At 69.0% G+C, this 19039-nt stretch carries 17 protein-coding genes and 1 pseudogene; 8 read left to right on the forward strand and 10 right to left on the reverse strand.

The features are described 5' to 3' along the window. The 3 genes and pseudogenes from ACFXA3_RS10320 to ACFXA3_RS10330 all read right to left on the reverse strand — a co-directional run. Positions 1 to 436, reverse strand: a pseudogene (locus tag ACFXA3_RS10320) (hypothetical protein); the annotation flags it as partial. Positions 437 to 569: 133 nt separating this feature from the next. Next, positions 570 to 890: a DUF6412 domain-containing protein gene (locus tag ACFXA3_RS10325; RefSeq protein WP_385184617.1), complete on the reverse strand. Its 321-nt coding sequence runs from the start codon at positions 888 to 890 to the stop codon at positions 570 to 572. 56 nt (positions 891 to 946) lie between these two features. Continuing rightward, on the reverse strand, positions 947 to 1741 hold the full coding sequence (locus tag ACFXA3_RS10330) for a class E sortase (protein ID WP_385184655.1): 795 nt from the start codon (positions 1739 to 1741) through the stop codon (positions 947 to 949). A gap of 68 nt (positions 1742 to 1809) precedes the next feature. Between ACFXA3_RS10330 and ACFXA3_RS10335 the strand changes: the two genes are divergently transcribed. The 6 genes from ACFXA3_RS10335 (at position 1810) to ACFXA3_RS10360 (ending at position 10775) form a co-directional block, all read left to right on the forward strand. After that, complete coding sequence (locus ACFXA3_RS10335; RefSeq protein WP_385184620.1) at positions 1810 to 2805, forward strand: SEC-C metal-binding domain-containing protein; 996 nt, start codon at positions 1810 to 1812, stop codon at positions 2803 to 2805. A 108-nt stretch (positions 2806 to 2913) separates the two neighbouring features. Continuing rightward, complete coding sequence (locus ACFXA3_RS10340; RefSeq protein ID WP_385184623.1) at positions 2914 to 4446, forward strand: ATP-binding protein; 1533 nt, start codon at positions 2914 to 2916, stop codon at positions 4444 to 4446. Then, on the forward strand, positions 4439 to 5419 hold the full coding sequence (locus ACFXA3_RS10345) for a PD-(D/E)XK motif protein (protein WP_385184625.1): 981 nt from the start codon (positions 4439 to 4441) through the stop codon (positions 5417 to 5419). Before ACFXA3_RS10340 ends, ACFXA3_RS10345 begins: the two co-directional genes overlap by 8 nt. Positions 5420 to 5436: 17 nt before the next feature. Continuing rightward, on the forward strand, positions 5437 to 8394 hold the full coding sequence (locus ACFXA3_RS10350) for a Z1 domain-containing protein (protein ID WP_385184626.1): 2958 nt from the start codon (positions 5437 to 5439) through the stop codon (positions 8392 to 8394). Positions 8395 to 8434: 40 nt separating this feature from the next. Next, positions 8435 to 9421, forward strand: a complete 987-nt coding sequence (locus ACFXA3_RS10355) for a DNA cytosine methyltransferase (protein ID WP_385184658.1) — start codon at positions 8435 to 8437, stop codon at positions 9419 to 9421. Positions 9422 to 9485: 64 nt separating this feature from the next. Beyond that, the gene (locus ACFXA3_RS10360; protein ID WP_385184629.1) at positions 9486 to 10775 is read left to right on the forward strand and encodes a DNA cytosine methyltransferase; all 1290 of its coding nucleotides are present in this window, start codon (positions 9486 to 9488) and stop codon (positions 10773 to 10775) included. An 18-nt stretch (positions 10776 to 10793) separates the two neighbouring features. On the opposite strand, the gene ACFXA3_RS10365 is transcribed toward ACFXA3_RS10360, so the two are convergent. The 6 genes from ACFXA3_RS10365 to ACFXA3_RS10390 are packed head-to-tail and all read right to left on the reverse strand — an operon-like array spanning position 10794 to position 16933. Beyond that, complete coding sequence (locus ACFXA3_RS10365) at positions 10794 to 11738, reverse strand: DUF6339 family protein (RefSeq protein ID WP_385184632.1); 945 nt, start codon at positions 11736 to 11738, stop codon at positions 10794 to 10796. Beyond that, positions 11735 to 12718: a hypothetical protein gene (locus ACFXA3_RS10370; RefSeq protein WP_385184634.1), complete on the reverse strand. Its 984-nt coding sequence runs from the start codon at positions 12716 to 12718 to the stop codon at positions 11735 to 11737. The genes ACFXA3_RS10365 and ACFXA3_RS10370 overlap by 4 nt, the downstream gene beginning before the upstream one ends. Continuing rightward, positions 12715 to 14871: a helix-turn-helix transcriptional regulator gene (locus ACFXA3_RS10375; RefSeq protein WP_385184637.1), complete on the reverse strand. Its 2157-nt coding sequence runs from the start codon at positions 14869 to 14871 to the stop codon at positions 12715 to 12717. Before ACFXA3_RS10375 ends, ACFXA3_RS10370 begins: the two co-directional genes overlap by 4 nt. 10 nt (positions 14872 to 14881) lie before the next feature. After that, positions 14882 to 15340 carry a very short patch repair endonuclease gene (locus tag ACFXA3_RS10380; RefSeq protein ID WP_385184640.1) on the reverse strand — a complete coding sequence of 153 codons (459 nt, stop codon included), beginning with the start codon at positions 15338 to 15340 and terminating at the stop codon, positions 14882 to 14884. Positions 15341 to 15371: 31 nt separating this feature from the next. Next, positions 15372 to 16361 carry a hypothetical protein gene (locus ACFXA3_RS10385; RefSeq protein ID WP_385184643.1) on the reverse strand — a complete coding sequence of 330 codons (990 nt, stop codon included), beginning with the start codon at positions 16359 to 16361 and terminating at the stop codon, positions 15372 to 15374. A gap of 35 nt (positions 16362 to 16396) precedes the next feature. Beyond that, positions 16397 to 16933, reverse strand: coding sequence for a GNAT family N-acetyltransferase (locus ACFXA3_RS10390; protein ID WP_385184646.1), 537 nt, complete (start codon positions 16931 to 16933; stop codon positions 16397 to 16399). A 154-nt stretch (positions 16934 to 17087) separates the two neighbouring features. Here ACFXA3_RS10390 and ACFXA3_RS10395 point away from each other — a divergent pair, with 154 nt between their 5' ends. After that, the gene (locus ACFXA3_RS10395) at positions 17088 to 17264 is read left to right on the forward strand and encodes a hypothetical protein (RefSeq protein WP_159044621.1); all 177 of its coding nucleotides are present in this window, start codon (positions 17088 to 17090) and stop codon (positions 17262 to 17264) included. 91 nt (positions 17265 to 17355) lie between these two features. Then, positions 17356 to 17655, forward strand: coding sequence for a hypothetical protein (locus tag ACFXA3_RS10400; protein WP_385184650.1), 300 nt, complete (start codon positions 17356 to 17358; stop codon positions 17653 to 17655). A 193-nt stretch (positions 17656 to 17848) separates the two neighbouring features. Here ACFXA3_RS10400 and ACFXA3_RS10405 read toward each other — a convergent pair. Beyond that, the coding region (locus ACFXA3_RS10405) for a DUF445 domain-containing protein (protein ID WP_385184653.1) at positions 17849 to 19039 on the reverse strand (1191 nt) is incomplete at its 5' end.

Genomic DNA, 19039 nt, shown 5'->3' on the forward strand with positions numbered 1-19039 from the left:
CGGGGGGTCGGGGGGGGGGGGGGGCGCGGGCGGCCGGGGCGGCCCCACGCCGCCCCCGTACCGCACTGCACGCGGCGACCGCGGCGACGGCCGCGAACAGCCCCAGGAACACGAGCCCCTGCGCCCCGAGGAGGCCGCCCGCTCCGAGGGCATCACTCCAGCGGGCCCCGAGCGGCGCGGCGAACAGCCGGTGGTCCAGCAGCTCGCCGGACGAGGAGAAGGCCCGGTACATGAGGAAGAACACCGGCAGCTGGAGCAGTACGGGCAGGATGCCGGCCAGCGGGGTCGCACCGCGGAACGCGGCCCGGTTCAGCGGATGCAGGGCGAGCCGTACGAGCACGGTGAACAGCACGATCGCGACGGCGGTCGCGGACTCGGCCAGCACGGGTTCCAGGAGCCGGCTCAGGTCGGCAACAAGGCGGGTGAAAACGGACACGGGGGCCCTCCGAAGGGTCTCGTCGAACGTCGAAAAGAACTGCATTTCGGCGCGACGACCCACGAGGGGCGCAGCAACTCACGACAGCGAGCTCACGGCAGCGAGCTCGCGACAACAGGAGGAAGGGGCGCCCCTACGCGGCCGTCGGTACGAGACGACCGGGCGCCCTGGGCCGCGACCGGCCCGAGGCATCGGGATCACGCTGCGGCAGGAACGCCGTGCGCTGCTCGCGATCACGGATCGCGGTGCGTATGCGGTGCGGCGGCACGGGCCGTACGAGCCGGGCGGCCAGGGCGGCGGCGCCCACGGCGACGGTGGCGGCGAGGGCGACCACGACGGCACCCAGCCCGCTCCCCGGCTCCCCTGCGGACATCCCGAGGAAGGTGAGGAGCCCGAGGAGCCCGGCGAACAGCAGCAGGGGCATCAGCAGCCGCCCACGATCGTGCCGAACCATGCGATGCCCCTCCTTCCCACCCGAGACCGGTTGCCCACCGAAGACAAGAACGCAGGTTAGCGCTTGAGGGTTCCCCAGACCACGAGCCGATGTGCGGAGGTGTATTCGGGCGTGCAGGTGGTGAGCGTGATGTACGCGCCGGGCTCGCCGTACCCGTACTCGGGCCGGACCGTGCTCCGCGGCACGGGCGCGATCACGCCGGTGTCCCGTTCGCTGGTCTCCGCCAGGATCTTCCCCACCGCGTACGTGTACCGCTGCCCCCGTACCTCCACGGTCAGCTCGTCCCCGGCCCGCAGCCGGTTGACGTACCGGAACGGCTCGCCGTGGGTGTTGCGGTGCCCGGCGAGCGCGAAGTTCCCCTCCGCCCCGGGCTGCGCGGTCCCGGGGTAGTGCCCGACGTACCCCTTGTCCAGCACGGTGCGTTTGTCGACGCCCTGCGCGATGGGCACGACGACCCCGATCCGGGGGATCCGCAGCACCCCGTACGCCGACTGCTGCGCGGGCGGCGCGGAGCGGCCGGCGGAAGCGGGAGACGAGCCGGACGGGAAGGAGGAGTCCGAAGAGGACGAGGACGCCGAGGGAGCGGAGGGTGCCGAGGAAGACTCAGAAGACGAAGGAGGAAGGGCGTCAGGAGCGGGGGAAGGGGAAGACCCGGCCCACTCCCTCTCCAGCTCGCGGACCTGCTCGTGCGCGGCGGCCAGGGCCTGCCGGTTGGTCCACCACACCTGATGCACCACCAGCAACAACACCACCACGCCCACCGTGACGGTCAGTTCGGCGGCACCCCACAGCACCCCGGCGAGACCGGGCCGGCGCCCCCGCCGGCCACCCCCCTGCACCACCACACGCATGTGATCCCGCACGGGCCGCACCTTAAGACCTCCCCCGTCAACAGACCAGCCGCAGTACGGTGTGAACCATGCGCCCTGACACGCCTGCCGAGCACATCGCCGAAGCCGAGCGCCTCATCCGCACGGCGACCCGTTACCCCGAGGACCAGGAGCCCCTGCTCCTCCAGGCCGCGGCCCACCTCGAACTGGGCGACGCCCGGGAACGCGCCAGCGCGCTGTACGACCAACTCCTCGCCGCCTCGCCCGCCGACCCGCACCTGATCAAGGCGCTCCAGGCGGCGAACCTGTGGGAGTACGGCCACGAGCCCGAGGCCCGCGCCCTCATCCAGGGCATCCGCTCGGCGGCCCCCGCGGACCCGGCGCCCTGGGAGGTCATCGCGGAAGCGCTCGAAACGCACGACGAGTTGACCGCGTCGGAGGAGTGCTTCACCCAGGCGGCCACCCTCCTGATCACGGAGGACACCCCCCTCACCCCGGCCACCACGGCGCTGCTCACCGGCCGCCACCGGGTCCGCCGCCTGCTCGGACTCCCGCACGACGACTGGGACATGGTCGCCGACACCCGCCACATCGGCCCGATCCCGCTGGACGAACTCCACGACCCCAAGCGCATCTGGGCCCTCGGCTCCGACGACCCGGCCGAGCTGCGCGCCGAGATCGCCCGCCTGCGCGCGGAGCTGGGCGACCGCCGGGCCGCCCTGTCCCGCCCGTTCCCGGTGGCCATCCTCCACTGGCCGGCCCGCGAACTGGCCGAACTCCTCACGTCGTACCCCACCCTGGCGGCGGAGTACCCCACCCACGCGGCGCACCTCACGCACATCGAGGCGTCCCTGCGCGCCCTGGCGGCATCGGGCACGACGAACCTGGGCATCGTGACGGCGAGCGTCCCGTCGTACGAGGCCTTCGCAGCATCCGAGAAGACCTCCCCGGCCTCCCCGTCCCTCCTCCCGGAATACGCCACGACCCTGGCCGCCCGCGGCAAGGCCACCCCCTGGCCCCCCACCCCCAACTCCCCCTGCTGGTGCACATCGGAAAAGCCGTACGCGGAGTGCCACGGCTCCTGAGCGTGCGCCCTCTGCGACGGGCCCGATACCGTTCGCCATTTCCCCTGCCCAACGGTCTGGCATGAGCACTACTCTCATGCCAGACACGGATCGACTTCAGGGCAGGAAATGACCGATCGTTGGCAGTTCGAGGTACCGACCAACGGAACCAAACACCTTCCCCCGGATGCCCGCTACATGAAGGCGCTGAGCAGCCAGGGATACGGGTTCGAGGCGGCGATCGCCGACCTGGTCGACAACTCGATCGACGCCGGTGCGCGCGACGTGGTGATCCACTTTCTGCGGGATGCCGACCGGCTCGTGAGTCTGCTCGTGATCGATGACGGCAAGGGCATGACCGAGGAGGAGCTCGACGTCGCCATGACCGTCGGGGGTCGGCGCGACTACGACGCGAAGGCATTGGGCATGTTCGGAACCGGTCTGAAATCGGCCTCGCTGAGTCATGCCTCCGCGGTCACCGTCGTGACCAAGACGCGTCGCACCCGAGCAGTGGGACGGCGGTGGCTCATGGAGCGTGCCGTGAGCGGCCACCAATGCGACATCGTCGACCCCGACTACGCACAGACGCTGATCGACCGCTACTCCGAGCGGCCTATCGTCTGGCAGGGCACGGTCATCCGCTGGGACGGGGTCAAGAACTTCCCCCAGCACGGCGGAGGGGGACAAACCGACCGCTATCTGCATCGCACGATCAATCGACTGGGGCTGCAGCTGGGGCTTTGCCTCCATCGCTTTCTCGCCCGAGACGACTTCAACATCACGATCGCCGTTGAGGACGTCAACACCGGCCTCGAATACATGAACTTCGGAGTCGACCCGCTGGACCCCTTCGGATACCCCAAGGCCGGGCACCCCGAATACCCGAGGACCTTCACCGCCTCGATCCCTTCGGTGGGCGACGTGCCCCTCCGCGCGCATGTCTGGCCCGCAAAGTCCACCCTGGACGAGTACAAGGCGGTCGGCTCCGTGCTGGACCGGCAGGGGTTCTACTTTTACCGCCACAACCGCCTGGTCCAGGCGGGTGGCTGGAACAACTTCCGACAGCCCGACCAATACCTCTCACTTGCGCGCGTGGCCGTCGACCTGCCCGACACGGCAGACGACGTCTTCCGGCTCACTGTGAAGAAGGAGGGAGTCGATACTTCTCCGGAATTCGCAGACGCCCTGAACGAGGCAGTCGACACGGAGGGGCGTCCTTTCACCGAGTACATCGGCGCCGCCGATACCGCGTACCGAGAGGCCCGGAGGAGGGCCGGCACGACGCGCAAGGCTGTGATCGGACCGGGAAAGGGATTCGACCCCTCGCTGCGCGAGGCCATGGAGGACGAGCTCCCCGTGCTGCAGGGCGAGGAGCCCATCTCCGTCCGTTGGCAGAAGCTCGACAACGGGAACTTCTTCGACATCGACCGTGAGGATCGGGTCATCGTGCTCAACCAGCACTACCGTTCCGCTGTGCTTGGTGGGCGACGTGGCGGGCTCAACGACGCCCCGACGGTCAAGTCGCTGATGTTCCTGCTGCTGCACCAGGTTTTCGAGAAGGAGTACAGCGGCTCAAGGGAGAAGGACAACCTCCAGCTGTGGCAGTCCATCCTGGTCGCCGCAGCACGCGCCGAGCTGGAGCGCATGGCCGACGATGAATGACCCCGCATCGTTCCCGCAGCTCGCCTGGTCCACCGTCGAGCACTATCTCGGCGTACGGCAGGGGACCAGCTACCCCCTGTCGCCGCCCGGGTCGAAGCGACTGGTCTCCTACGAGATAGGCGACGGTGGCCACGGGATCTCACTCCATGTCGAGCTGGCCCGGAACCAGTCGCCGCCACGGCCTCCCGTACCGTCGATCACGATCGATCAGGTGGCCCACCGCGGCAAGCGGATGGCCCGCGTCCGCACAACCCAGACCGAGCTCATGCGCGACTTCCATGATCTGCTCATGGCGGTCGCCGATCGAGTCGTCACCGGCGACCGTGACCTGGGGCGGGCACTGGACGAGACCGTCGACGCCTGGGCCGGGCTCCTTCATCGGCCCCGCGGCCTCGGAGCCGAACAACGCATCGGCCTGCACGGCGAGCTGGCAGTGCTGCGCGCGGTGGCCCGTGCACTGGGCTGGGAGACTGCGGTCGACGCCTGGACCGGGCCACGGGGAGAGCAGCACGATTTCGGCCTGCCCGACTCGGACGTGGAGGTGAAGACGACCTCGTCCGAGGACCGGCAGCACACCGTGCACGGCATTCGTCAGCTCGAGGAATCGCCCGGGCGCCCGCTCTGGCTGGCTTCCCTGCAGGTGACCCGTGGCGGCGCCGGCGGTCGGACCCTGGGCGAGTCCGTGGCCGCCGTCGCCCGGGACGCCCACGCCGCGAGCCACATCGCCGGTGCACGTCTCGAAGCAGCCATCGATCGATGCGGTTGGAGCCCGACCAAGCAGGACGACGAACGGTGGACCTTGCGTGGCGACCCGCTTCTCGTCCCCGCCGACAGGGTTCCGCGTCTCACCCAGGCCATGCTGCCGCCGGATATGCGCGATCACATTCTTTCGGTCGACTACCGCATACGCCTGAATCACCTGTCCCCTGAGCCGGGGGCTCCGGTTGACCTGACCGACTTCCGCCTCCCGTGACGAACCGAGGACCCACGATGACCGCCCCCGACGAGCTGCGACTCGAACTGCACTGCGCCGTGTTGGCCGACCTGGACGGCAGTCGACCGAAAGGCCTCGAGAAGGCACTCGCCTATCAAGTCGACGACATGGCTCCGGAGGCAGAGGCTCACGCCACGGAAACGGACTTCCGAACGGCTCTGTCGTCGGCCCACGCCACCGACCGATTGGTCGAGCTCTGGCGACGCCAACTCACCACGTGGGACTACGCCGAGGCGCCCGCCTGGTCAACGACCTCACCGCGTACCGATGAACGGCGGGCGGAGGTCTACGGTCTGCTGAGGATCGAGCGTGCCACCTGCGCCCTCCTCGACAATCTCATCCCTGTGGTGAAGGCTGCGGGCCCCGTGGTCATCAGTGACACCTTCACACCTTGGTACACCCCGGAGTCGCAGCGCAGCCGCTCTTACTACTGGCCTGCGTATCGCCGGCTGCTCACGGACAAGGGTTGGTCCGCACAGGCCGTCGCCGATCTGGACACCGCCACCGACCGAGTGGTCGAGCGGCTCTCCGATCCGACCGGAGAGGAGGCCTACCAGTCCAAGGGCCTCGTCGTGGGGTACGTGCAGTCGGGCAAGACGGCGAACTTCACCGGCGTGATCGCGAAGGCGTTCGACGCCGGGTATCGCCTCGTGATCGTCCTCGGCGGCACCATCAACACACTCAGGGCCCAGACACAGCGGCGACTGGACATGGAGCTCGTGGGCCGAGAGAACATCCTCCGAGGCAGCGCCGAATCGGAGTCGGACTATGCCGACGACCCGGCCTGGCGGGAGGGACGGTTCCTCGCCTTCGGGGACCTTCCGTCGGCCCTCGGTGCGTTCGACATCGTCCGGATGACCACGCGCGACAACGACTACAAGAGCCTGCTCCAAGGCATCACCGCGTTGGAGTTCCACAAGCACAAGCCCGGTCGGCCGCTGTACGACCCCGACAACCTCCACGGCTGCGCGGCTCGGCTCATGGTCGTGAAGAAGAACAAGACCGTGCTCGCGAAGCTGGTCAAGGATCTCGGCAAGATCAAGACTCCACTCGACCAGATCCCCGTTCTGATCATCGACGACGAGTCGGACGAGGCATCCGTCAACACGACCAAACCGGAGGTGGAGAAGCGGAGCGCCATCAACGAGCAGATCGCGAAGCTCCTGAGAATGCTTCCGCGCTCCCAGTACGTGGGCTACACGGCGACCCCGTTCGCCAACGTCTTCGTGGATCCGAGCGACACCGAGGACATCTTCCCCAAGGATTTCATCCTCTCTCTGCCGCGCCCGGCCGGGTACATGGGCGCCCGTGACTTCCACGACCTGGACTCCGCGCTGGAACCGGGCGAGGCAACATTCGCCAACTCCAACGAGAAGGCGCACGTCCGTGTCATCGGCGCCGGCGCCAATGACGACGACACGTGTCTTCAGGAGGCCATGGACATGTTCGTCCTCACGGCCGCCGTGAAGCTGTACCGGGAACGCGTCGACGGGCTCGAGGACGGCCACTTCGAGCACCACACGATGCTGGTTCACGAGTCCGTGCGCACGAACGACCACAGAGAGCTGCACGACAGGATCCTCGGCCTTTGGGACAACGCCGGGTACACCGGGCCCCGTGGCCACGCCCGCCTCCGCAAGCTGTTCGAGACCGACATCGCCCCGGTGTCCGCCGTACGCGCCGACGGCCATGCCGTGCCCGCGACGTACGAGGATCTGATGCCCTTTGTCGGTGTCGCGGCCATGCGCATCGGCAGGGACGGCAAACCGGTCATCGTCGTCAACGGCGACAAGGATCTGGAGACCGGTGAAGCCGACTTCGACAAACGGCCGATCTGGAAGATCCTCATCGGCGGTCAGCTGCTCGCCCGCGGTTTCACCGTGGAAGGTCTCACCGTCTCCTACTTCCGACGGAGGGCGGGAAACGCGTCATCGCTGATGCAGATGGGTCGCTGGTTCGGCTTTCGGCGCGGCTACCGTGACCTCGTCCGTCTCTACCTGGGACGCAGCGAGGTCATGCGCGACAAGGAGATCGACCTGTACGCCGCGTTCCACGCGCTGTGCCTGGACGAGGAGTCGTTCCGCGGCGAACTGGAACGCTACGCGGTGCTGGTGGACGGATACCCGCAGATCACTCCGGCACAGGTTCCGCCGTTGGTGTCGCAACACCTTCCGTGGTTGAAGCCGACGAGCCCCAACAAGATGTACAACGCGCGCCTGAAGTTGGTGCGGTCCGCCGGGCGATGGGAGGAACCGACGGCCTACCCGCAGAAGAGGGCCTCCCTCGTTCGCAACACCGAGCTGTGGGTACCCGTGCTCGAGTCCCTCGACCGGGACGCGGCCACGTACGCGTACCACTTCACGCAGGAGAACACGGTCCACCGCTACCGCGCGCTGACCGGAACTCTCCCTGCCGACGGCCTGCTGTCGGTCCTCGGCCGCCTGGAATGGGAGCATCCTGAGCACTTCTCCCCGCATCTGCGCTACATCGAGGAGATCACCAAGAACGGTCTCGTCGAAGACTGGGTGGTGCTCGCGCCACAGCACGCAGGTGCCCACGGGAAAGCCCTGAGGCTCGGCTCGGAGGGGCGTCGGTACTCCTGGTTCGAGCGGGACCGCCGACGGGACCGCCACGGCCTCTTCGGCGCGATCAGTGACAAGAAGCACCGCGGGGTGGCGCACCGCATCGCCGGTGCGCTGGGCCACTCCGGTGACCCGACGACGGAGTCCCTGGTCGCGGACCGAAGGGGGGCGCTGGTGCTCTATCCGATCGTGGAGCGCCTTCACCGAGATGCGTTCGACGGCGAGCGCATCGATCCGGGCAAGATCGTGTTGGCCTTCTCGTTCGTGGCGCCTGCCTCCGCCCACAGTGCCAACGGCCAGGTTGTCCAATTCACGACGATCTCCCCGACCGCTGATGCGATCATCGACGTCACGGAGATCGACCACGGTTGATCTGCACGTGGAGGGGGCGACGGAGATCACCGGGGGCGGGATGAACGAGTCGGGACGGGAGCGCTTGCGCTCCCTGGACGTATGCTCCGGCGCGGGGGGCCTGACACTCGGGTTGGAGCGAGCCGGATTCGACCCGGTGATCGTTCTCGACAACCGGGACGTCGCGTGCGAGACGCTCCGACTGAACCGGCCGCAGTGGGACGTGCACGAGACGGATCTGCTGTCCTTCGACCCGTCAGAGCACACGCAGACGTACGACGTCGACTTGTTGTCTGCCGGGCTCCCCCGGGTCAAGGCGACGGCCTCCGTCAACCGGAGGGACAGTGACGCCGAGACCAAACTGCTCAAGGCGACCATGCTGCTGCTGCACGGCGTACAGCCGCGAGCGGTGCTCCTCGAGAACGTTCCGCACCTGGTGACCAGGCCTGAGTACCAGCCGGTTCGTGATCACATTGCCGCGGAGCTGGACCATCTCGGGTATCGGTACCGGTGGTTCGTGCTCAACGCCGCCGATTTCGGGGTGCCGCAGGTTCGCCTCCAGGGGATCCTGGTCGCGTTCAAAGGCGATGCACTGGACGCGTTCCTGAAACCTGCGCCGACCGTGGAGCACCATCGAACGGTCGGGGAGGCGCTGGGCCCCTCAATGCAGGCCCGTGGCTGGCCTGAGGCCGAACGATGGGCCCGACAGGCGAACGAGCCGGCCCGCACCCTCGTCGGAGGGTCGTGGAACCGCGGTGGTGGCGACCTCGGCCCGAAGGGAACGAAGGCGGCATGGGCCCGCATGGGCATCGACGGCGGCACCGTGGCCGACGCCGTGCCGGACGCATCCTTCGTGTGGGACCCCGCCCTGGGACGAAAGGGCATGCCGGCACTCACCGTGGAACAGGCGGCAATTTTGCAGTCGTTCCCCGCCGACTGGACGTTCGCCGGTCGCAAGACGGCTCGGTATCGCCAAATCGGACACGCGTCACCTCCGCCCGTGGGGCACGCCCTGGGAGCGGCGATCGCCGCGGCACTCCGCGCCTGAGTCTTCGTCCCGGACTCCGACGAGCCCATGATCACAGCGTCGGCGGTGACTACACTTGGCCCTCATGACCAGCACGCAGCCCCCCACATCACAATCCGGGCAGATCAAGGTGATGGATCTGTTCGCCGGGGCTGGCGGTTTTTCTGCCGGTTTTGGAGCGTATGCGCCGGAAGTGGGGGAGAACCCGTTCACCTCCGTAGCGGCCGTCGAGTTCGATGCGGCCGCCGCGTCGACCTACGCAGCCAATTTTGGCGGGGCACACGTCTACCCCGGCGACATCGCGCTGTTCGATCCCACGCCCTTCAAGGGGCAGGTCGACGTGATCATGGGCGGTCCGCCCTGCCAGGGCTTCTCCGGTCTCGGCAAGGAGGACCCCGACGATCCGCGCAACGATCTCTGGCAGGAGTACGTCCGCGTCGTCTCCAAGGTTCACCCCAAGCTGTTCGTCATCGAGAACGTCGACCGGTTCCTGAAATCCGCGCAGTACCGGGACCTGTGCACCGCGTCGAACACCCCCGGACATCCGTTGCATGACTACACCGTGATCCCGGCCCTGCTGAATGCCGCCGATTACGGTGTTCCGCAGGCTCGCAAGCGGGTCATAGTCATCTGCACGCACAAGGACTTCAAGACGCCGCTCCACCACCCCGAGACGACCCACGACAAGAACGGATACGAGTCCGAGGCCGCCGCCGACGCGCAGGCTGCGCTCTTCCGGCCCGAGGGCGCCGGATCTCGCAAGCCCCGCTGGGTTTCGGTGGAAGGGATCTTCCAGAGGTCCGAAAAGCTTCAGGTCGAGACCCGTCTTCGCGAACCTCGCGAGGGAGAGGATCCGCTCGCGCACGGCGTACCGGGCCACTACCTCACGACCGATCTCCATTTCGGACGCAATCCGGTCGAACTTTCCAGGGCCCGATACGCGGCGATCCCTCCGGGTGGGAATCGCAAGAATCTCCGAGGAATCCACTACCGACTCAACGGAAAGAATGAAATCGTACTCTCAACCGAGCCCGGATATCGACGCCTGAAGACTGAGGAGCACTACCTCTCGACGGACAGCTGGGACAATCACAATTCCGGTTCGGGCGATGTAATGGGACGCCTTCGAGTGAACTCGCCCTCGGTCACCATTCGCACCGAGTTCTACAAGCCGGAGAAGGGGCGCTATTTGCATCCCCGGGAACCTCGTCCCATCACGCACTACGAGGCGGCGCTGATTCAAGGCTTCCCCGAGGGGTTCAAGTGGTTCGGGACGAAGACGGACATCGCGCGTCAGATCGGCAACGCTGTGCCCGTCGGACTGGGCCGGGCACTGGCCGAGTCGATCCACCGATTCCTCGTGGACCAGGACTGACCTTCCGGTTCCCGGCAGTCAGTGTCCGTCGGTCGCCTTCACCAGCGACACTCCCTCGGGAAGGCGGGCCGCCGGGACACTCCGCCGCCTCGATCGGTCGCGCAGCGGTGCCTCGTCCAGGAGCCGCTCGAAAACCGGGATCAGATCGTCGATCGAGCGGCTCGGTACCCGTCCGTCGTCCGGCCCGTCGGGCAGGGTGTCCCAGGGCACCTGCGGGGCGTCCTCCGAGTCGTCGATCCAGTCCCGCAGGGCATCGATGTCCGGTGTCTCGTCAGGCGCCAACACGTCGTACACCAGAGTGCTTCCCGCTGCATTGACTGCTGCGGAAAGGGCGTTGACCTGATCCCCGGGGCGCGCGGCTCCCTTCGCGAGGCGGCCTTCGATGACCCTCAGCATCGCCTGGGCCGTCGGCCTGTGGTCGACCACGTCCATGCGCATCGTGGTCTGGAGGAAGTCCTGGATCCGGCACACGCCCTCCACCGGGCCGTAGTCGGAACCGTTGCGGAACAACTCCGCCGCCCACCACAGACGCGAGAACGCCTGCGTGTAGTGCGCTCCTCGGAAACGAGCCGCCGGCACTGTTCCCCGCTCCCCGTCCGAGTCTGCACCCCGATGGCGCCAGACCACGTAGTCGGGAGCCACGACCATCGCGAGGAAGTTCCACAGCCGGCTGTCGGCGGCCTCCGCGCGCGTCATGCGCAAGGTCGCGTGCAGACGCGGGGCCAACCAGCCGTCGGCCTCGGTTCGCCGCACGTCAAAACGCTCCATGGCCTTGTCGACCAGCTCTCGCACAGGCTCTGCCTGCCACCGTCGGGCGCTTCCGAGCGCCTCCGATGCCCGGCGGAGCGCAACCTGCGGAGGTCGCTGTTCCCCGGTCTGCACGACCAGGGACAGGTGCCGGGCAGCCGCCATGTCGGGCAGCAGCCCAAGAGCAGACGGGATGTCGTCGATCCTCCGGCTCACCGGTGCTCTCCTGCCTCGCCTGCGGCGCCCAACGAGCGGACCGCGGTCGTCAGATGCCGGGTGTTGCGGCTGCGCCGACCTGCCGCGAATTGCACGCTTGTCTGAAGCTCCGCCCAGCCGTAGCCCTTCTCCCGACGCTGCAGAATTTCGTGCAGGGCGTCGGCGGGCTGCTGCCCCGGCAGCACGTCCGGCAACATGGACCGCAGAACGGCCTCCCGCCAGCCGCTCGGCATGATCGGCGTCCCGTCCTCGTCCGTGTCCAGATCGCCCGCCGCACTGTGGAACATGGCGATCCAGGCATCCTGGGCAATCATGCTGTGGGTCATGTCCCGGAATGCGCGCTCGGACGGCATCCCCCCACGGCTGTGCAGGAGCGCCATCAGCCCCTCCACGGAACCGGTGTTCAGGTAGACCGTGGGCATGTCACCGGTTGTATCGACGACCCAGGCCGATTCCTGGTAAGCGCGCAGCCACTCGTGCTCGCCCTCACGGAAGTCGGCCTCGACGATCTCGATCTCCTGACGACGCTCCGGCGCCGACGCCCGAAGATCGACGTACCAGGAGTCCTTGGTGGAGCCGATCAGACGTCCCGAAACATCGCCGACGGTCGCGACCACGGATACGGCCAGCGTCACCCGGTCGCGGTGACGTGCTCGGTCCAACTCGACTGTGCCCTCGACGGTCCCGTCGTCCGTCCGCTTCAGTACAGCGGTCGTCCGGGCATTGGTGGACTTCTCGGACAGGACCGCGAGGAAAACGACATCCGACCAAGGACCCTCGGCCAACTCGCCCTGCGGAAAATCGACTGCGACCCGGAGTCGGGCCCGTTCCCAGGAATCGCGCCCAGACCGGTGGAGGGCTACGGTCCCGTCCGACGCGGAGATCATCGTGTAAGGGAGCTCATCACCGTCGACCCTCGCTGACAGGACTCTGACGGTCACGTCGCCGAAGAGTACGGGGTAGGGGAAGGCAACGGTCACACGACACCTCCACGAGCCTTCTGGACCTCGACGACGAGACGGGCCAAAGCCCCGCGCACAGGGTGTGTGGCCGGGTCGGTGACAGCGTGGAATTCTGCCCGACGCACTCCGGCATCGACGACGAGATTGCCGCGCTCGAGGCGGCAGTTGTCCATGGCGACCAAGCTCGCCCAGTCGACCACCGGCCTTCCACCCGAACGCACGTCGAACTTCGCGACCGGCGTCAGCAGCCAAGGGTCATCGGCATCGGGAAGCTTCACCGTCACGGTCACGCTCCACGCTCCGGACGGCTCCAGCCTGGCGTCGAGCCGGTCCACGATGGGGAAAGGCGCGGAACGGCGCTGCGTGGGTCCGCTGTAGTCCAGCCGCAGCAGTTCCCGCAATCCCGCCGGACCTTCCGCACGCGGTGCTGTCTCCCGCTGAACCAAGCCTCGTACGGCCGCGTCGATCTCGGCCCGAAACTCCTTAAGCCGAGTGATCGCCCCCCGCGCGTACAGCGAGGTGAGTTCCTCGGTTCGATCCCATCGATCGTGTTCCGGCGGTTCCGACGCCCGCAGGAACTCCTCGGCAAGAGCGACGTCCTGCCCATCCCGCTCGGTCGCATAGCCGGCAAGGAGCACCGCTTGGAACGGGATGGAGCCCGGAGGCAGCTCCCGCGGGCGATGCTCGGTGATCGTCATGCGGTTGCCCCGCATGCACACGACCCGGCTGTGCTTCTCGTCCCCGTCGGCAGCGGGCGTCAGCAGCAGCACCGCAGCGTGCCGGATCCCCCTCTCCCCAACCTGCCCCTTGCGAGGCGACACCACGATCGGGACCTCGACCGCGGCCACCTGTTCCTCGGAGGTGAGCCCGTCGACCGTCTCCTCGTCGAGGTACGCCCGGAGAGCCCGGCACAGAGCAGGATGCCTCGCGAAGGGATCGACCCGCTCCTCGGGAACGACCACTTGGCCGTCCCTCAGGGTCCGCACGGTCGCCTCCAGCGACGGACCGGCCCGCCGGCCGCCGACCATGGCAGCCCAGAACCCGTCCGCCAAGGACCGGACGAGCTTGTCGTGAATATCGCGAAGGTCCTCGGCGTCACCCGACCGGTCATGAGCGCCGACGATGAGGAACGATGTGCCGGGGGCGGCGCCGCTGCGTTCGAGATGCAGGTCCCGCACGGTGTCTTCGGTGGCCCACCACGAACGGGCCACGTTTCTGTGATCCGGGGCGGTGTCGGGCTCGCCGAACCAGGCGGGCCCGGCGTAGGCGGCACCGTCGACCTCGTGCCACGGAAGGTCGAGTCGACCGATCACCCGTCGCTCGGTCCGTCCCTCGTGTGCCTCGGACAGAGTGGAGTTGACGAGAACCAGACCGAAACGGCTGGTCGCCCAGAGCGTGGCCTTGCCCAGGCCGTACGAGCCGCCGGCTCGACTGCCGGATGCCTTGTGGCTGTCCAGCTGTCGCCTGACTACTGCCGCGAAGCGGCCGTCCGCGTACTCCGGGCCGGTGAGGCCGGTCGCGTTGTAGTCGTCCACCCGAAGCAGGAGAAGGGAATTCTCGGTCGCGAGGTCGTCCAGCGCCGCGCGAAGACTCCGAGACACCTTCTGCGGCGCGCCCGCAGCGTGCTCGTAGTGCGGGAGGAGCTCGTCCCAGTGCAGCGCGTCGAGGAATTTCTTCAAGCGGCTGCCAGTGAGCTCCTGGAGCGTGTATTCGACCCTGACCGGGGCACCCGTGTCCAGTCGTTCGTCGAGCGAGTTCTGGGTGGCTTCGCGGGTGAGGACCGCCATGTCTGCGTCGAAGGCGAAGGCGGCGGCGTTTCCGTACTCGCGGCCGCCGTCGGCATGCGCCAATCGGTGGTGCCAACGCAGGGGCAAAGTGGTGGTGACGTCACTCACGCGGGCCTCCAGAGATGCCGCATCCGTTCCGAATACCTCGGCGAGGAGCCGTTTCGTGTCATCCCTGGGTTCCGAACGGCCGTTCACCCAAGCAGAAACAGCCGCGCGTGTGAGGCCCACACGGTCGGCCAGTTCGGCCTGGGATATGTCCACCCGACTCAACTGATGTGTCAGCCAAGGACCGAACTCCTCGCCGCCCACTCCCACGGACCCCCTCCCCCGACACCGCCATGCAAGACGATCGGCAATGGGAAGCCTAGCAGCGGGATTTGACATCCTCTCTCTGTCAAATAACTTCGCCGCGGCCATTTCTCACAGGGGCACCGAGCGCCTCACGACGTTCCGCGACCCTGGCGATGACCCGCTTCGCTGCTTCGGCCGGATCGTCGTGCTCCCAGATCCGCACGGAAAGCCAGCCGGCTTCGGAAAGGCGGGCATCCGTATCGAGGTCTCGGCTCCGGTTGCCTTCGATCTTCTTCCTCCAGAAGTCCGCGTTGTTCCGAGGCCAGGTCGCATGCTCCGGGCAACCGTGCCAAAAGCAACCGTCGACGAAGACCGCCACACGCGCGGGCCCGAACACGATGTCCGCCTCCCGGCGAACGCCCTTCACCGGGCGCCGGTGAATCCTGTACCGCAGCCCGGAGCCATGCAACAGCTTGCGCAGGGCAACCTCGACCCCGGTGTTGCGGCTCTTCTGGCGGCTCATGCGCCGACGCACGACGGCCGTCGTCTCGAGTGTCTCCACGCATCCATTGTCGCCGCCCCGAACCGCTTGATCACCACCCGAGAGGAAGGGACAGCTGTTGGTGGCCGCGGGCCTGGGCCGTGGGTGGGGTGGGGCGGGGCGTCGTGAGGGTGAGGAGGGTGCGGAGGGCCGTGATGACCTCCGTGGGGGTGTCGCGGATCATCGACGGGGTCGCGCTGACCACCAGGATGCCGTGGGACTCCAGGCGCAGGCGGCGCCGGAGGGTGGCGTGCCAGGCGTCGCGGGTGTAGTGGTACTCCGCCGAGTCGATCTCCAGGGCCACGCCCTCGTCCGGCCAGTACGCGTCCGGGCTGGCCAGGAAGGTGCCGTCCGGGGTGTAGAGGCGGGCGTTCCACAGCGGGGTCGGCAGGTCCGTCGCCGTGAGGGTGTCCCGGGCCAGGGCCTCGGCGATCGAGCGGACCCCGGCGACCAGCTCCGACGCGGCGGCGCGGATCTCCGGGCGGGTCAGGAGGCGGGCCTCCCGGAGCTCGGCGTGCAGGTCCTGGGGGTGGCACCAGCCCGCCTGGACCACGTGCGCCAGCGTCGAGCGGATCCGCACCGGATCGCCGGCCCGGGAGGCGAAGTCGGCCGCCGCGCGCACCGGGCGGGTGCTCGGGATCCCGGAGACCGCGATGGTGCGCGGCCAGCGGGCGGTGGCCAGCGGGCGGACCTCCGGGGTGCCGGTGAGCCGGCGGGGGGCGCGGACCAGGACGTCGGCGGGGGTGGGCGGGACGTCGCGGATGCCGAGCAGGGCCAGGGCCGCGCCGCCGGTGAGGACGGCGGTCTCGCCGGACAGCGGGTCCGCGGCGGGCTCGGCGGCGTACAGGACGGCGGCGAGGGCGCGTTGACGGTGGTCCGGGGGTCCGGTCTGCAGGAGGTAGACCCGGGGCAGTAACCGCTGCCAGGGCCCGCCCGGGCGGGTGCGGGAGGTGATGGTGCCGTCCGGGATGCCGGACGCGGCGAGCTGGTGGCGGGTGGCCAGGTTGAGTTGCCTGCGCAGCAGCGGCTTCGGTGTGATCATGCCGCGGGTATGCCCGGCATGATCGGCGGGGACTCCTAGCGGCCCGGGTGGTCCGGGGACAGGAAGACGATCACCCCCGTCCGCGTGCCCGGCAGGGCGGTGACCTCGTGCCAGCCCAGACGCCGGTACGTGGCCACGGTGTCGGTGGCCAGCCGGGAGGTCAGCAGCCAGGCCCGCCGGTCCGGGGCGTCGGCGGTGATCTCGGTGAGCAGGGCCCGGCCGGTGCCGTGGCCGCGCGCGTAGGGGCGTACGGCGAGCTCGTCTATCTCCAGCGCGCCCGTGAGGAGCTCCCGTACCCGCTCCGGACCGAGCTGCGCCGCGACCTGGGCGTATCCGCGGCCGGTGGGGAACGCCGCCGGGGTGATCCAGCCGGTGGCGAAGCCGTCGATGCCGGCCGCGGACTGGGCGAGAGCCGTACGGAAACCCCGGCGCCGGCTGTCGGCCTGGAGGCGGACCGCGAATTGGCGAATGGTTTCTTCGCCCTCGTTCCACGGTGGCGCGGAGAAGACGTCCGCATAGGCGTCGACCAGTTCGTCCACGAGGTCGAGGACGGCCCGTCCGTAGCAGATCACGATGTCCGAGCTCCTCTTTTTCCCGTTTGGGGTGGGAGAGTCAATTTATGCCGGTCCGGTTGCCGGGGCACGTATCGCACGGATCCGGCGAGTGTGCGACAAATCCCCTCCCCGCCTTCCGTGTCGGGCGGCGGCGGAGCGCGTTGAGCAGCCCGTGGACAGACTGCTTCGCGCGGCCGGCCGGTGCGTGCTCGCCTTCCTCCTCGTCCTGGGCGTGGTGGCACTGCTGCCGCGCGCCGTGCAGGACGCCGTGCCGGACGGTGTGATCGGCGGGGCGGTGCTCGTCCTGGGGGCGCTGGGTGCACGCCGGGTGGTCAAGGGCCCGCGTTAGCCTCGTGGTGACGGACGTGAAGCCGATCAGCCCGATCAGCCGGATCGGATGACGTGAGGACGCCCTCGGGCGAGTTGAGGAGTTGGGCAGCATGGTGCGCGTACCGAGTTCCGCAGTGGCGGCCGCCGGACTGGTCGGCGGTTACGCCGTCGCCCGGTGGACCAAGAAGCGCCCGCTGGGCGGTGTCGTGCTCGGCGCCGCAGGACTGGCCGCCGGGCGGGAGTGGCACCGCAGCGGCGGCACCCCCGCGGCGGCCGGGCTCGGCGCGCTGTACCTCGCCGGCTTCGCGGGCGCGCACCCGCTGGCCAAGAAGGTCGGAGCGTGGCCGGCCGTCCTCGGCGCCGCCACGGTGGTCGCGGCCGCCTCCTGGGCCATCGCCGACCGCGCCTAGGGCTTGCTTTTCGGATCGGGCTGAATCGGGCCGGATCGGGCCGGTTCAGCCCGGATCGGGCCTGATCGGGCCGCGGCGTCTGGTGCCGTGCGGCGCACGGCCGAGGAAGCAGCCACCGGGGTGGGGGCGCCTCCCCTCGAGGTAGCCCGGGGGGGGGGAACGGCTCGGCCCGGACTGATCCGGAAGGCTGTCGTCAGGCGCCGAAGGCCTGGGACAGGGTGTAGATCAGCAGGCCGGCCAACGCACCGACCACCGTGCCGTTGATGCGGATGAACTGGAGGTCCCGGCCGATGTGGGCCTCGACCTTCCGCGACGTGTGCTCGGCGTCCCACCCCGCCACCGTGTCCGTGATCAGCGAGGTGATCTCCGCCCGGTAGGTGGTCACCACGTACACCACCGCGCCTTCGATCCAGCCCTCCACCTTGTCCTGGAGCCGCCCGTCCGTCGCCAGCCGCGCCCCGAGCGAGAGCAGCGACGACCGGACCCGCAGCCGCAGCTCGCTCTGCTCGTCCTCCGCCGCCGAGATGATCATCGACCGGATCGCGGTCCAGGCGGAGGCGATCGCCTCCTGCACCTCCCCGCGCTGGAGGATCTCGGACTTCAGCCGCTCCACCCGGGCCCGGGTGTCCGTGTCCGACTGCAGGTCGGCCGCGAAGTCCGTCAGGAACCGGTCCACCGCCCCGCGCGCCGGGTGCTCCGGCATGTCCCGCATCTCCGTCAGGAAGCGGAGCAGCTCCTTGTACACGCGCTCGCCGACCTTGCGGTCCACGAACCGCGGGGTCCAGCCCGGGGCTCCGCCCTGGACCGCGCCCATCACCGAGTCCCCGTGCAGCACCAGCCAGTCGTGGGCCTTGACGCAGACGAGGTCGACGACGCGGCGGTGCCCGCCGTCCGCGACGACCCGCTCCAGGGTCTTGCCGATCCCGGGCGCGATCTCGGCGGTCTCGGCCCGCCGGGTGATGGCCTCCCCCACGACGGCCTGCACATCGGAATCGCGCAGTACGGTCAGGGCTCCGCGCAGCGCGGTCGCCAGTTCGGCGGTGACCCGGTCGGCGTGCGCGGGCTCGGCCAGCCAGGCGCCGAGGCGGGCGCCGATGCCGAGGGCGTGGAGGCGGGTGCGGACCACGTCCGGGGAGAGGAAGTTCTCCCCGACGAACTCCCCGAGGGAGACGCCGAGCTGGTCCTTCTTGGTCGGGATGATCGCGGTGTGCGGGATGGGCAGGCCGAGGGGGTGCCGGAACAGTGCGGTGACGGCGAACCAGTCGGCGAGCGCACCGACCATGCCGGCCTCGGCGGCGGCCGCGACGTACCCGGCCCAGGCGCCGGCGCCGGCCGCCTTGGCCCAGGTGGCGAGGGCGAAGACCAGGCTCGCGAAGGCCAGCAG

Source organism: Streptomyces sp. NPDC059456 (assembly GCF_042750055.1).
GTDB lineage: Bacteria > Actinomycetota > Actinomycetes > Streptomycetales > Streptomycetaceae > Streptomyces.

What these genes read in the sequence shown, in the direction of transcription:
- ACFXA3_RS10325 (WP_385184617.1), bottom strand. Translation starts at nt 890, where the DNA reads ATGGTTCGGCACGATCGTGGGCGGCTGCTGATGCCCCTGCTGCTGTTC.
- ACFXA3_RS10330 (WP_385184655.1), bottom strand. Translation starts at nt 1,741, where the DNA reads ATGCGTGTGGTGGTGCAGGGGGGTGGCCGGCGGGGGCGCCGGCCCGGT.
- ACFXA3_RS10335 (WP_385184620.1), top strand. Translation starts at nt 1,810, where the DNA reads ATGCGCCCTGACACGCCTGCCGAGCACATCGCCGAAGCCGAGCGCCTC.
- ACFXA3_RS10340 (WP_385184623.1), top strand. Translation starts at nt 2,914, where the DNA reads ATGACCGATCGTTGGCAGTTCGAGGTACCGACCAACGGAACCAAACAC.
- ACFXA3_RS10345 (WP_385184625.1), top strand. Translation starts at nt 4,439, where the DNA reads ATGAATGACCCCGCATCGTTCCCGCAGCTCGCCTGGTCCACCGTCGAG.
- ACFXA3_RS10350 (WP_385184626.1), top strand. Translation starts at nt 5,437, where the DNA reads ATGACCGCCCCCGACGAGCTGCGACTCGAACTGCACTGCGCCGTGTTG.
- ACFXA3_RS10355 (WP_385184658.1), top strand. Translation starts at nt 8,435, where the DNA reads ATGAACGAGTCGGGACGGGAGCGCTTGCGCTCCCTGGACGTATGCTCC.
- ACFXA3_RS10360 (WP_385184629.1), top strand. Translation starts at nt 9,486, where the DNA reads ATGACCAGCACGCAGCCCCCCACATCACAATCCGGGCAGATCAAGGTG.
- ACFXA3_RS10375 (WP_385184637.1), bottom strand. Translation starts at nt 14,871, where the DNA reads ATGTCAAATCCCGCTGCTAGGCTTCCCATTGCCGATCGTCTTGCATGG.
- ACFXA3_RS10385 (WP_385184643.1), bottom strand. Translation starts at nt 16,361, where the DNA reads ATGATCACACCGAAGCCGCTGCTGCGCAGGCAACTCAACCTGGCCACC.
- ACFXA3_RS10400 (WP_385184650.1), top strand. Translation starts at nt 17,356, where the DNA reads ATGGTGCGCGTACCGAGTTCCGCAGTGGCGGCCGCCGGACTGGTCGGC.